Consider the following 11,620-nt stretch of genomic DNA (forward strand, 5'->3'; position numbering starts at 1 on the left):
TGCCTACATTATCCGTTCTCAAATGGGCTCTACGTATATACCCCAATTGCGAATGGGCGAGCTCCAACCGGAACGGTAGCAATCACTGTATTAGTGTCTCCATCAATCACTGAAACGGTATTATCATCCTGATTTGACACATAAATACGATTGGTTAATGGATTGACCCCTACTCCATTTGGATTAGTTCCGACCGGAATGGTAGCAATCACTGTATTGGTTAGTCCATCAATCACAGAAACATTATTAGTATCTCGATTTGCTACGTAGATGGCATTCGTAAACGTATTAACGCCTACTTCGGCTGGAGTAGTCCCAACCGGAACAGTAGCAATCACTGTATTGGTTAATCCATTAATTACAGAGACAGTGTTACTGGTGAAATTTGAAACATAAATACGGTTAGTATCTGGATTGACCCCAATTCTGAATGGATTAACTTGCACTGGAATAGTAGTAATCACAGTATTGGTTTCTCCATCAATTACAGAAACGGTATCCGAATTAAAATTAGCTGCATAAATCAGATTAGTTGATGGATTGGCACCTATCCCCGTTAATAAATTGAGACCCGGAATAATAATGGTATCTATAACCGTATTGGTCAATCCGCTAATTACCGTAACATCTTCAGTTAAGTCCAATGAATTAAAATTTGCCGTATAAATAGCATTAGTAGCTATATTGACCCCTACATCTCCTGCTTCATCCCCAGCTGGTATAGTAGCAATCACAGTGTTACTTTCTCCATCAATAACGGATACGTTGTCGCTGGCTCTGTTTGCTACATAAATACGTCCCGTTAATCGATCGACATCAACTCCCGCTGGATTAACCCCAACTGGAATGGTAGCGATCACAGCATTGGTTGCGCCATCAATCACAGAGACATCGTTACTGTTGAAATTGGCTACATAAATGCGATTGATTGATTGCGATCCTGCTGGTCCTGCTGGTCCTTCTTCTCCTTGAGGCCCTGTAAGTCCTGTAGGTCCTGTAGGCCCTGTAGGTCCTGTAGGTCCTATTTGACCCGTTTCACCCTTTGGTCCTGCTAGTCCAGCAGCGCCAATTACTCCCGCAAGTCCTGCCAGTCCTTGGGGTCCAAGTGCTCCTGCCAGTCCTTGAGGTCCAAGTGCGCCAATTGCACCTACAAGTAATTCTGCTACTCCTTGGGGGCCAAGTGCGCCCGCAATTCCTTGGGGTCCAATTGCCCCAATTGCTCCTGCCAGTCCTGCCAGTCCTTGGGGTCCAAGTGCTCCTACAAGTCCTTCAGGTCCGGCTTCTGCAATTGCTCCTGCCAGTCCTTGAAGTAATTGCTGTCCTTCTAGCGGGGGACACACCCGTACTGCTTTTTTTATAATTTTTTTTTTAATAACTTGAAGACGACGTTTCTTTTTTTTTTCTTTTGGATGGCACACAATTACTGTTTTCTTTTTACACCGTTTTTTTCTAACCGGACAACTCAACAACGGCACCTCCCTAATAAGTGTATATGAGTCGTTTATTTCAGGCAGGGACTAATAGCCGACTATTGGCTAGACTATAAACTATTTTTAGTATATTGGGCTTTATGGTTGAGTAGTGTTATACCACAATCTCTACTGCCCATTAGTATAATCATCTACACATTAAACTTTTCCAACTGCCTTTATATAGCTAGGAGCACAACGTCCCCGTACCAATAATTGTACTGCAGAAGTATTGAGGGCGGCCTCAATTTGACATTTGGAATTTTATTGAAAAAAAATTGTATTTCCCCCTCTATGCGATCTGCATAATAACAAGGTGTGCGGAATCTGGCCTTGTTCCTCCAGCTAATGGAGTGATCGTGAGTGCCGTGGAATTGCCAGCAGGATTTCGAACTGTGAGTATTGAATTAATGACCGTTGTTTGCACAAGTGCCATTCCTACTATTTGAGAAGTTCCTGTTGCACGCCCGACCACCGTATAGGCCAGATCAGCGCCATTTAGTGTTAAAATCAGTTGACCCGCTTCGTTTACATTTACCTGAAACAAAACCTGATATGTGCCAATTGCAGACAAGTTAAATGAGCTCGCATTTATACGGGTAATTGCAGTCCCACTAACTGGACCATCTTGCGGAAAACTTACATCCGTGTTGGGAGCAACAGTTGCTGCATTATTAGGAGGCATCAAGGCAAAAAAATCTGCAAAGCCTAATACGCCACCAGAAGGTCCCGTTGCTCCTGCTGGACCCACTGCTCCCGTTGCTCCTGCTGGACCCACTGCTCCTGCAGGACCTGCTGGTCCTGCCAGTCCAGCTGCGCCAATCGCTCCTGCCAGTCCTGCCAGTCCTTGGGGTCCAAGTGCTCCTGCAAGTCCTTGAGGTCCAAGTGCGCCAATCGCTCCTACAATCCCTGCTGCTCCTTGGGTTCCAAGTGCTCCTGCAAGTCCTTGAGGTCCAAGTGCGCCAATCGCTCCTACAATCCCTGCTGCTCCTTGGGGTCCAAGTGCTCCTGCAAGTCCTTCGGGTCCAAGTGCGCCAATTGCTCCTACAAGCCCTGCTAAACCTTGGGGTCCGAGTGCTCCTGCAAGTCCTTGAGGCCCAACTTCTGCAATTGCAGCCGCAAGTCCTTGAAGTAATTGCTGTCCTTCAGGCGGTGGACAATTTTTACAAACAATCTTTTTAATTACTCGCTGACGTCGTTTCATTTTTTTCTCTTTTGGATGGCACACCACTATGGTTTTCTTTTTACACCGTTTTTTTATATCAGGACAACTCAATAACTACACCTCCATATAAAGATGGTTCAGTGTACGTGAGTCGTTTTTTTAGGTATGGACTAATGACCTTCAATTGGATAGACTAGAAACTATTTCCTTAAATTTAGGCTTATGGTAGGGTAGTTTTATACCACAAAATCCAACACTCTTTCATTTATGATTACATAATTTAATATTAAGACAACTCAACCTTCCTTCGTCAACCCAAATCACATTTGGGTCTTTTTTTTATACCTTCAGTACCCAGCCTCAGGGAAGTGCTGAAGAAAAGCAAAACATAGCTTTCAAGCGATTAAGGATAATCCACCTCATGCACGCTTTGAACGCTGGGCTGAAGAAGAAACGGAGAGCCTGACCGCAGCACCAAGCTGGAAACGTAACCAACCTTAAGCTTGATACCTACCACGTCCGCGACAATACGGACCTCTTTGCGTTTTTTATACCAGTGTGTATGCTGCTTTGCTTCAACATAAGGACTATCTAGTCGCTTTGAAATTATTCCTTCCCATTCACGTTCCTTTACCCAGTCTCAAAGTGCCGGACCGTCATAAACCAGATCGGTCACAAAAACACGGGGATTTCGCTCAGGAAATTTTTCCTTAAGTCGGGCAAAGCGCTCCTTAAAGGGTAAGGAGCGGATATCCTCTCCTTTGTCGTAAAGCATGTCGAACATTACGAACATAAGGGAGTCGTCAAATTTCTTGCGATTTACACCAATTAAGACGCGCTGAAAGTTTGGGCGAGTCCCGTCAAAATACATAATTTCACCGTCCAGCACGCAAGCGCCAATTCGCAATGGCCTGAGTAAATCAACTATCTCTGGGAAGCGGTCATTTCGGTCCTGTAGGGATGTCAGGCGATGTGATAGGGGCCATGGTCACGTCGGGAAGTTGCATCATGATGCAGTCCTTTAGCCTTGGCTGCCCGTTTTTTCTTTGTTGCGGGCGACTTAGGAGGCGTAGAATGCTTTGTCGCATTCCAAAATCTGAATCGTCTTAGCAGAGTCCGGCTTGATTGCTTCAAGTCTTCCTCTTTGACAATTACAAATTTCCCAGCTTCGTATTCAAAACCCTTCAAGATTTCGTTAGGGCCAATCTCTTTATTACAATGTCGGCATGTTTTGCGTAATTTTTCGGCATACCACAATCCTTGTGTAAGCTGCGAAATGATATATCATTTACTAGAAAGAAATTCATTTATCATGAAAATCCGTATTGCATTCAGCATGTCCCCATGTAATGATGAGTTTAAAAGATATAGCGGTAGTAGACGTACCCAAGCCACTCACACCATAGAAGATACTAGGGCCGTAAAGGGAGACGATAAAATTTGTTGGAATTCATTTTATTTATGCTTTTCTCCATTGTTGAGGGTTTCGGCATTCTTTACTTAATGCTCAAGATTTACCGATACGATGCAGCAAGCTTTTATCCAGCACTACTTGTTGTAACGTTAATGAGTTTGCAAAGCTTTTTTTTGAGGGAAGAACTTTCGCTCGAAAGTATCGTGCCAGTTATCAATATTTTTGTGTTCGTAATATTTCTATCGGTCGTTATCAAGATACCTTTTTTTGCAGCATTAATTATTACTGGTTTGGGGTATTTTATTTTCGCCTCTATCCAAGGTGCTATTGTTAATACCATACCTTTTTTCTCATTAGCAGAGATTAAAGTGCATCCATATATAGGGTACTTGCTACAGGTCATCACAGCCGGGGTTAACCTTTCTATTGCCTGGGGACTAAACCGTATGCGAATTGGCTTTATGGAGAGCATCTCAGAAAAGATGCGTTTTCCTCATGAACAGAGAGTGGTCGGAGGTTTTATCATTGTGATCTTGCTCGGATTCGGTTTTATACTCCACCAGCGGAGCGAGTTGTTAAATATTATTTACTATTTCCTAGCAGCATTATTTTTCTTTGTATATTCGTACCTCAAGGAGGTTAAGCCCCATGGTGGAAACTATTTCGAGAAGACTAGCAATAAGCATTAAATCAGTCGTTCCGGAGCATCCAGCATCGGAAGCTCGCTTGCAATACGCTTTGTCGTTTATCTTAAACGCTTTATTTATAATTACAGGTGCGCTGCTCATATCATTTTTCACTGGGCGGACAAGCGGCGTTGTAGCAGCGTTGATATCATTTGCGATACTTAGGCAGGTATCCGGAGGCGTACACCTAAAATCGGGCACTATGTGTGTCATAGTATCCGTAGGAGTGGCGACGGCATTGTCTTTCACGCCTAACTTTCCGGGAAAAATGTTGGTGATAATCAATCTCTTAAATCTATTGATTGTATTGATGTTTTCACCAACAGACATAGAAAAACAGTCTCGTATTCCAAAGCGTTATTACCCACTACTTAAGCTTTTATCTGCCTTAATTGTATGTAGCAATCTATTGATAGAATCGTCTATAATTGCATTAACTCTGCTTGTGCAGTGTTTGACTTTAATTCTGGCAAAGGTGGTGAGTACCCATGCTAAAAAATCTAGTATATAAATTGGCTTCATTATTGGACGGCGCGGCTGTTTTTTCAGTAAGAACAGCAAGCTTCCTCTATGTCAATCAGCCAGAAACCCCAGAAGAATTGTTGAAATAGTGGTGAACATCCATGCACTTATACACGATCGATACGTTGACCGTCTCCAAGGACGAGTTAGGCACATTAGGTCTAGTTTCTGTTAAGGTACAGGACATTATAATTATTAAATCCTTATCGGAAAAGAAGCGCATAATCATACACACTCTGACGGATGTTTACTATACTATGGGTACTCTTGTATACTGGGAAACGGCGCTTAACAGCAGCGGGTACAATTTCCTTGTGCTCGATCGTTCAGAAATGATTAATCAAGATAAGGTAATATTGCTGAATCCTAAAACAGGAGATGCTTACTTTGAAAGGATTGTTAATAAACAATCTAAAAAATGCGGCGTAGCATACCATAGAGTCAAAGATTTTGTCGAATTTATGCTGAAGTACAATCCGGAAATTCAACTAATGTAGCCCTTCCTACAGGAAAAGGGCTATTTTTGTGCGGTAAATTAACGTTCTTAATTTGTCAAGACTAATTCGACATAGTGCGACATAATTCACGATCGCCAATTTATATTTACTTCTTCCAGTAAGTCCCTGATAATACAGGTATAAGCCTATTACATCAGGGGGATGCAGGTCATGGAGATAGCAGAATTTGAAAAAAACGCCGCATTAAAGTTTGCTGAGTTCAAAAAGAAATGGTCTGGTAGAGGAGCAATACGAACAACTTTTCGGCTTGATACAGATTCAGCAGTCCTTGTCTTTGAACAGGATTTCACGAATTTGGAATATGATTTATTAGACTTTACAAAGTCTGAAAATCGAATGGACAAATATTTAAAAAGGATTGTGAATGTAATGACAGGGGACTTTAATCCTTTTCTCAATACGTTACATGAAGGTCTGCAAATTACGGCGATGAAGACGACTGTAGAGGGATGGGCATTCAGGTATCAGATCACCACAATGGTGTTTAATAAAAATTTGCGACAACTCGTGCTGTCTGATGATATAGACAAGAGTAAAATCTCAAAAAGCACTAAATAAAAAAGTTGGTGACTGTATGGTAAGAAGCCGGACCGGGCCGACACAATGACGCTGATAAGAAGCGTACTTTGTGTCGGCTTTCTTGCTAGATGGAGGGTTAGCGAAAGGGGGGGATGGATAAAAGAGAATCGTCTTTCTTTCTTGAGTATCTGTTGGATAAACTGACGATCCACTTCCAGTGCCCGTGCAAATTCGGCTTGTGTCATCTTCATGCGCTTTAAGTGTTCGGGCAGCCGGCTATCTCCCAATTCAATGGATGCCACAGGATTCGTCTCCTTTCGTTTGCCTATGGATCAAATTATAAATATAGTTTTAAGGAGATTCTACTAGTCGTTACTTTATATAGAAGATTCTTGATGAAACTACACACAGGAGAGAATATTAATGAAGGAATATGAAATGAGCATAAGCTTTAATTTAAATGAAGAACATTTAGAATTATTGATAAGGGCATCCCTTATTTAAAAAAAGATCGTGCCACCTGTAATGGTGAATGTGGTAACTCCAAATGTAATATCTAAGCTAATTATAGATTAATGGATTATTGAGTCGAGTGAATAATATGAGTCATAATAGAGGGTACTTGAGCTATTTGCTTAAGTACCCTTCTAATATTTGATTATTATTTGTCCCCAAATCCGAGTAGTTTAGGCTGGCGAAGTAGTCCGGAATCAGTAAATTCCAGAGCTGTAACACGAGCTGGGAAGGGGACTGAAAGCCACACAACATCAGATTTTACCATGCCATGAGTTAGCTCTTTAAAAGGGCACTCACCAGGATGATCTACCATAAACTGATGAAGTACTTGCTTGGATGCTTGATCCAAGCCCGAAACGTGCCCGATGTAACGATTTTCATATCGCAGGACAAGGCTTGAAACAAGTCCATCCCGCAGTTTTATGCCGACGACGTCAGCGACTATCCGTACTTCTTTGCGTTTTTTAAACCAATATTGATGTTTTTTCCCCTCCATGTAAGGGCTATCTAATCTTTTCGAGATAATTCCTTCCCATTCACGTTCATTGAGCCAATTCCAAAGTGCTTGTCCATCGGAATGCAAATCGGTTACAAAGAGTCGAGGCGTTTTCTCTGGAAATGAGGCTTTCAGTTTCTCAAAACGTTCTTTATAAGGGAGTTTGCGAATGTCCTCGCCATTCGAATTGATCATATCAAACATTACAAATATAAGGCCATCATCGGGGGTGCGTTTTCGCACCCCTAACTTGGCCCTTTGAAAATTTGGACGCACTCCATCGAAATAGGCGATTTCTCCATCCAAGATACAAGGGCCAACGCGGATCGGCTCTAATAATGCCACTATTTCCGGGAAAGTATGATTACGCGGCTCCAGCCTTCGTCCGAATAGTTCAACCCTCCCTAAACCATCTAAGCGGACCAAAGTGCGCACGCCGTCCCATTTAATTTGATAACCCCATTCGGGTCCTTGGGGAATATTGGAAGAGGTTATTGGAGCCATAGGGACAGAAGGGAGCTGCATGGTCATGATACGTTACCCTTTGCTTTGGCTGTTCTCTTTTTCTTGGTTGAGGGAGCACTTGGAGGCATGGCGGCGGATTTTGTAGCATCCAAGCTTGCTTGTAGCGCGGCCATAAGATCAATGACATTGGTCCTTCCTTCAGCTGTTGGTGCAGATACAATATCAACACTCTGTCCTGCTATTTTTTGTTGAATCAATTCAGTTAATGCGATACGGTAATCGTCCGTATATTTGGCAGGATCAAACGGTTCGCTGAGCTGTTCTACCAGCATCTTAGCCATATCGAGCTCTTTATCATTAATCGTTGTTTGCACAGGTATGTTAGGAACCTGGGATATGGCCCTAATCTCGTCTGGAAAAAACATCGTTTCCAAACATAAGCAATTTCCCACTACTCTGACAGCTGCTAGGCTGCTTTTACTGCGAATAGATATTTTGGCTATGCCGATTTTTCCAGTTTGTTTTATGGCTTCAAGCAACAAGCTATATGCGCCAGCACCTGCCATGTCAGGGGAGAGGTAATAGGCTTTTTGATAATAGACCGGGTCAATTTCGGCCAAGTCTACAAAATCAAGAATCTGAATAGTTTTGGCGGAATCAGGCTTGATAGCTTCAAGCTCTTCTTCTTTGACAATTACATACTTACCTTTTTCATACTCAAATCCCTTAACGATCTCTTCCGGACTAATCTCCTTATTGCAATGACGGCATGTCTTAGCGTAATTAATCGGCATGCCGCACTCTTTATGGAGACTGCGAAATGATATATCCTTGTCTTCCGTTGCAGAGTGCATTTTGATCGGCACGTGCACCAACCCGAAACTAATAGCGCCTTTCCAGATGGTATGCATAATAATTCACTCCTTATTGTTTTATTTTTAGAGTGTACATTTACTGGAAGGATATTCATTTAGCATGAAAATCCGTATTGCATTCAGCATGTCCCCATGTAATGATGAGATTAAAAGATAAAGCGGTAGCAGACGTACCGAAGCCACTCACACCATAGAAGATATAGGGCCGTAAAGGAAGAAGATGAAATTGTATTTAAAATAAATGCTCCTGTACGGGGTGATTTATGTTTCTTATCTAAGTTAATTTATAGTTAAACTAGACCACGAAATGAAATGTCCATATCCTCAGTTGTTGAGTGTATCTTAACAGGTACATGGACCAAGCATAAGATATAGGACGTATTATTCATTTAGCATAAAATTTGATATTGCCAACAGAGTTGACGTCATGCAATGATAAAACTATAATTTTACTTTTCTAAAATTTCATTCAAAGACGGTGGTATTTCCGGATGGATACGATTGGTTATTTAGCCTTTAGCATGCTAGATGCTGTTGCAACGGTTACTCTTATGTTTAAATTTTATCGACAGCCCTTGTTCGCGCATAAAATATCATTGATTTTAATTTGCGCTTGGGTTTCATGCTTATCTTACATAATTCGAGTGGTGCTTGACTTGGGTCCGATGGTTGATATACCTATCCAGTTTGTTGTATATACATTGCTATTTAGATATGCACTGAGTATTAAGGTTTTGTATTCGGGCATGATGGTCGCCGTAGGATTCGCGGCATATGTAAGTTTGCAGTTCCCAGTGTATTTCCTTGCTACGGCCATCGGCATAAATGATGCTGTTGCAGGAATGTCTGGCGGTGTAGCTGTATATACCATTCAGTTGCTAACCGATATTACAGCCTTATTGCTGGGGACATTTTTGAAGAGACGTAACTATGGGTTTTCTTTTATCCAGATTCCTCCTCACGAATTTAGTATTCGAGAGAAGATGTTTACAGGAATAAACAAAATTATTATTATATCTGCCTTGTCAACAGCTATTATCATAACTGCGACCATATATATGACAATTCACTTTAATGCTGCAATCTATGTATACCCTTTAGTTTTAATCACTTTCAGCATTCTTTACTTTTTATCAAGGAGGCGTGATCGGGAAGATGATAGAATATATCTGCAGAAAAATGGCCAATTCAATAAAAAGGGCTGATCCTCAGAGCGACGTATCTGTCAATGTGATGTCCTACCAACTCGGAATCTGGGTAAATCCAACAGTCATAATATCCGTTTCATTAGGCATTGGATGGGCGACAGGCGCTTTCTTATTGACGCTGTTAGGCATGCTTGCCTTTTGTACCTTGCGGCATTATACAGGTGGATTTCATTTTAGCTCTCTAACCGTTTGTGCTGCTGTCTCCATTACGCTAATAAGCATCATCCCACATGTTGTATTAAGCGATTCCCACTTAGTAGTATTGAACTTATTAAACGCGAGCTTATTATTGATTTTTCTGGGAGGGAACGGCGTTCCTTTGCTGCTCGTATTATCAAATATATTTTTTCAATCAGATGTAATCGCGCTTGCATTTTTGGCCCAAATGCTTTTGGTTATTATCGATCAGATTGGAGGTGTTAGAGATGATGCAGAAACTAGCTCGTAAAATTGCGGTGAAGCTGCTAAAAGGTGCTAAACGTTCAGCAGAAGGCAAAAGCTTTAAAACATTCATCGGAGCGCAACCTATCCCGAAAGAACTTCGTAAGTAGATGGTCCGCTAATGAATATGACAACTGAAATTCTTGGACAACGGGTGTATGGCAATGTGATAGACGGGGAGCAATTTGATACATTCAAATTGGGTGAAGTTTTTTTCGTAGATGTTTTCCAGCCTAAGAAAAACTATTCTGTCCCGAGATTTTATACAGCCAAAGGTGTATTTACGGTAATACTGACACTGGAAGGCTGTAAGCAAATATTTTTACCATTAGGCTTTGTCCTATTGGATAGCATTAATCTTGTTAATATCAATTATATTCAAGCTGTAACCGTCGAAAGCTATGCAATCACAGCGCATTTCCCCGGGGGCTATGAAACAAGTGTGGCGAAAGGGAAACTTTATTTGGTAGAACACCTAATACAAAAGAGCTGATCCCATCACGGGATCAGTTCTTTTGTATAAAACATATATCCTCGTAAATGTACAGCAAATTTAGGAGGTTAATAGAACATTTTATTCCATAACTGAGTATTTCGAAGGCTGTTATACAGCGAATGAAGCTAAAGGAAAATTATCTTTAGAGGAACACCTGCTTAAACAGAGCCAATCCAGAAGTGGGTAGAATCATTTTAATACACATTTTCATTATTATGTCAATATAAATCGATACTAGTATAGAATGCGCAAAACGTTTCGACAAAAAACGACAAAATGGTATGGGATCCTGTGATATATTAAAAATGTAAAACAGAGGGAAACAAATATCATTATAGAGACAGAAAGATATTAAAGCAGGAATGATCGAGTTCCAGGCAGCGGGGAGATAAAGCCGCATTCATTTTCGTCTCACAGTCCAGCGAATTGAAACTAGTTTCACTGCGCCATACTGTTGATTACGGGATGTTGAGCTCTTCCTCGCTGGGTTCGATCAGATCCATGACATCAAATGAATGATGAAACAATAGCATACATACCGGTAACCGATTGTAAATTTGGAGAGGGCTGACACGAGTATTACTGATGTAGATATCAGTAGTGCTTTGTGTCAGCCTTTTTATATGGTGGTAGTTATTGTGAAAATCGACACAACTGACCGTGAGGAAACAAAGTTAAGTGAAGTGAGTAGACTCGAGCGTTTTTATATTTTTATTATTAGACAGATTGTCAAGCCAAGTGCGACACTTCAACCTGAAAAGCTTCGTGTGCGGTTTTCCATCCTAGACACTTTCGAGGACGGTTATTAATAAAGAACAACGCGCACGCTA

General features: G+C 41.4%; 14 protein-coding genes and 1 pseudogene. 9 read left to right on the forward strand and 6 right to left on the reverse strand.

The window, feature by feature from the left end; translation table 11 throughout:
• Positions 1-29: 29 nt before the first annotated feature.
• The 3 genes from AC6B99_RS29980 to AC6B99_RS29990 form a co-directional block, all read right to left on the reverse strand.
• On the reverse strand, positions 30-1,466 hold the full coding sequence (locus AC6B99_RS29980; protein ID WP_200931672.1) for a YVTN family beta-propeller repeat-containing protein: 1,437 nt from the start codon (positions 1,464-1,466) through the stop codon (positions 30-32).
• Positions 1,467-1,761: 295 nt separating this feature from the next.
• Positions 1,762-2,673 (reverse strand): collagen-like protein, encoded by a 912-nt coding sequence (locus AC6B99_RS29985; protein WP_494879114.1) that lies wholly within the window; start codon positions 2,671-2,673, stop codon positions 1,762-1,764.
• Between the two features lie 601 nt (positions 2,674-3,274).
• The gene (locus AC6B99_RS29990) at positions 3,275-3,601 is read right to left on the reverse strand and encodes an ATP-dependent DNA ligase (protein ID WP_081419032.1); all 327 of its coding nucleotides are present in this window, start codon (positions 3,599-3,601) and stop codon (positions 3,275-3,277) included.
• 473 nt (positions 3,602-4,074) lie between these two features.
• Here AC6B99_RS29990 and AC6B99_RS29995 point away from each other — a divergent pair, with 473 nt between their 5' ends.
• From AC6B99_RS29995 to AC6B99_RS30015, 5 genes are all read left to right on the forward strand, one after another.
• Positions 4,075-4,737 (forward strand): hypothetical protein, encoded by a 663-nt coding sequence (locus AC6B99_RS29995; RefSeq protein WP_056040796.1) that lies wholly within the window; start codon positions 4,075-4,077, stop codon positions 4,735-4,737.
• Complete coding sequence (locus AC6B99_RS30000) at positions 4,697-5,245, forward strand: accessory gene regulator ArgB-like protein (protein WP_056040794.1); 549 nt, start codon at positions 4,697-4,699, stop codon at positions 5,243-5,245. Before AC6B99_RS29995 ends, AC6B99_RS30000 begins: the two co-directional genes overlap by 41 nt.
• Positions 5,223-5,345, forward strand: a complete 123-nt coding sequence (locus AC6B99_RS30005) for a cyclic lactone autoinducer peptide (RefSeq protein ID WP_081419031.1) — start codon at positions 5,223-5,225, stop codon at positions 5,343-5,345. Before AC6B99_RS30000 ends, AC6B99_RS30005 begins: the two co-directional genes overlap by 23 nt.
• Before the next feature lie 12 nt (positions 5,346-5,357).
• Positions 5,358-5,753, forward strand: a complete 396-nt coding sequence (locus AC6B99_RS30010) for a LytTR family transcriptional regulator DNA-binding domain-containing protein (RefSeq protein ID WP_056040792.1) — start codon at positions 5,358-5,360, stop codon at positions 5,751-5,753.
• 171 nt (positions 5,754-5,924) lie between these two features.
• Positions 5,925-6,332: a hypothetical protein gene (locus tag AC6B99_RS30015; protein WP_056040790.1), complete on the forward strand. Its 408-nt coding sequence runs from the start codon at positions 5,925-5,927 to the stop codon at positions 6,330-6,332.
• Positions 6,333-6,954: 622 nt separating this feature from the next.
• Here AC6B99_RS30015 and AC6B99_RS30020 read toward each other — a convergent pair.
• Both AC6B99_RS30020 and ku read right to left on the reverse strand, forming a co-directional pair.
• Positions 6,955-7,836, reverse strand: coding sequence for an ATP-dependent DNA ligase (locus tag AC6B99_RS30020; protein WP_494860060.1), 882 nt, complete (start codon positions 7,834-7,836; stop codon positions 6,955-6,957).
• Positions 7,833-8,681 carry a non-homologous end joining protein Ku gene (gene ku / locus AC6B99_RS30025; protein WP_496664906.1) on the reverse strand — a complete coding sequence of 283 codons (849 nt, stop codon included), beginning with the start codon at positions 8,679-8,681 and terminating at the stop codon, positions 7,833-7,835. The genes AC6B99_RS30020 and ku overlap by 4 nt, the downstream gene beginning before the upstream one ends.
• A gap of 455 nt (positions 8,682-9,136) precedes the next feature.
• Between ku and AC6B99_RS30030 the strand changes: the two genes are divergently transcribed.
• Genes AC6B99_RS30030 through AC6B99_RS30045 form a run of 4 tightly spaced genes read left to right on the forward strand, consistent with a single transcriptional unit; the run spans position 9,137 to position 10,787 of the window.
• A complete protein-coding gene (locus AC6B99_RS30030) occupies positions 9,137-9,850 on the forward strand; it encodes a hypothetical protein (protein WP_494860064.1) in 714 nt (237 codons plus the stop codon).
• The gene (locus AC6B99_RS30035) at positions 9,801-10,301 is read left to right on the forward strand and encodes an accessory gene regulator B family protein (protein WP_494860066.1); all 501 of its coding nucleotides are present in this window, start codon (positions 9,801-9,803) and stop codon (positions 10,299-10,301) included. Before AC6B99_RS30030 ends, AC6B99_RS30035 begins: the two co-directional genes overlap by 50 nt.
• A complete protein-coding gene (locus AC6B99_RS30040) occupies positions 10,279-10,404 on the forward strand; it encodes a hypothetical protein (RefSeq protein ID WP_494860068.1) in 126 nt (41 codons plus the stop codon). Before AC6B99_RS30035 ends, AC6B99_RS30040 begins: the two co-directional genes overlap by 23 nt.
• An 11-nt stretch (positions 10,405-10,415) precedes the next feature.
• A complete protein-coding gene (locus AC6B99_RS30045; protein ID WP_494860070.1) occupies positions 10,416-10,787 on the forward strand; it encodes a dipeptidyl aminopeptidase in 372 nt (123 codons plus the stop codon).
• Between the two features lie 732 nt (positions 10,788-11,519).
• Here the strand turns inward: AC6B99_RS30045 and AC6B99_RS30050 are convergent.
• Positions 11,520-11,620: pseudogene (locus AC6B99_RS30050) on the reverse strand (IS30 family transposase); the annotation flags it as partial.

Source organism: Paenibacillus liaoningensis (genome assembly GCF_059609455.1).

What these genes read in the sequence shown, in the direction of transcription:
- AC6B99_RS30020 (WP_494860060.1), bottom strand. Translation starts at nt 7,836, where the DNA reads ATGACCATGCAGCTCCCTTCTGTCCCTATGGCTCCAATAACCTCTTCC.
- ku (WP_496664906.1), bottom strand. Translation starts at nt 8,681, where the DNA reads ATGCATACCATCTGGAAAGGCGCTATTAGTTTCGGGTTGGTGCACGTG.
- AC6B99_RS30040 (WP_494860068.1), top strand. Translation starts at nt 10,279, where the DNA reads ATGATGCAGAAACTAGCTCGTAAAATTGCGGTGAAGCTGCTAAAAGGT.
- AC6B99_RS30010 (WP_056040792.1), top strand. Translation starts at nt 5,358, where the DNA reads ATGCACTTATACACGATCGATACGTTGACCGTCTCCAAGGACGAGTTA.
- AC6B99_RS30000 (WP_056040794.1), top strand. Translation starts at nt 4,697, where the DNA reads ATGGTGGAAACTATTTCGAGAAGACTAGCAATAAGCATTAAATCAGTC.
- AC6B99_RS30005 (WP_081419031.1), top strand. Translation starts at nt 5,223, where the DNA reads ATGCTAAAAAATCTAGTATATAAATTGGCTTCATTATTGGACGGCGCG.
- AC6B99_RS30015 (WP_056040790.1), top strand. Translation starts at nt 5,925, where the DNA reads ATGGAGATAGCAGAATTTGAAAAAAACGCCGCATTAAAGTTTGCTGAG.
- AC6B99_RS29985 (WP_494879114.1), bottom strand. Translation starts at nt 2,673, where the DNA reads ATGAAACGACGTCAGCGAGTAATTAAAAAGATTGTTTGTAAAAATTGT.
- AC6B99_RS30035 (WP_494860066.1), top strand. Translation starts at nt 9,801, where the DNA reads ATGATAGAATATATCTGCAGAAAAATGGCCAATTCAATAAAAAGGGCT.
- AC6B99_RS30045 (WP_494860070.1), top strand. Translation starts at nt 10,416, where the DNA reads ATGAATATGACAACTGAAATTCTTGGACAACGGGTGTATGGCAATGTG.
- AC6B99_RS30030 (WP_494860064.1), top strand. Translation starts at nt 9,137, where the DNA reads ATGGATACGATTGGTTATTTAGCCTTTAGCATGCTAGATGCTGTTGCA.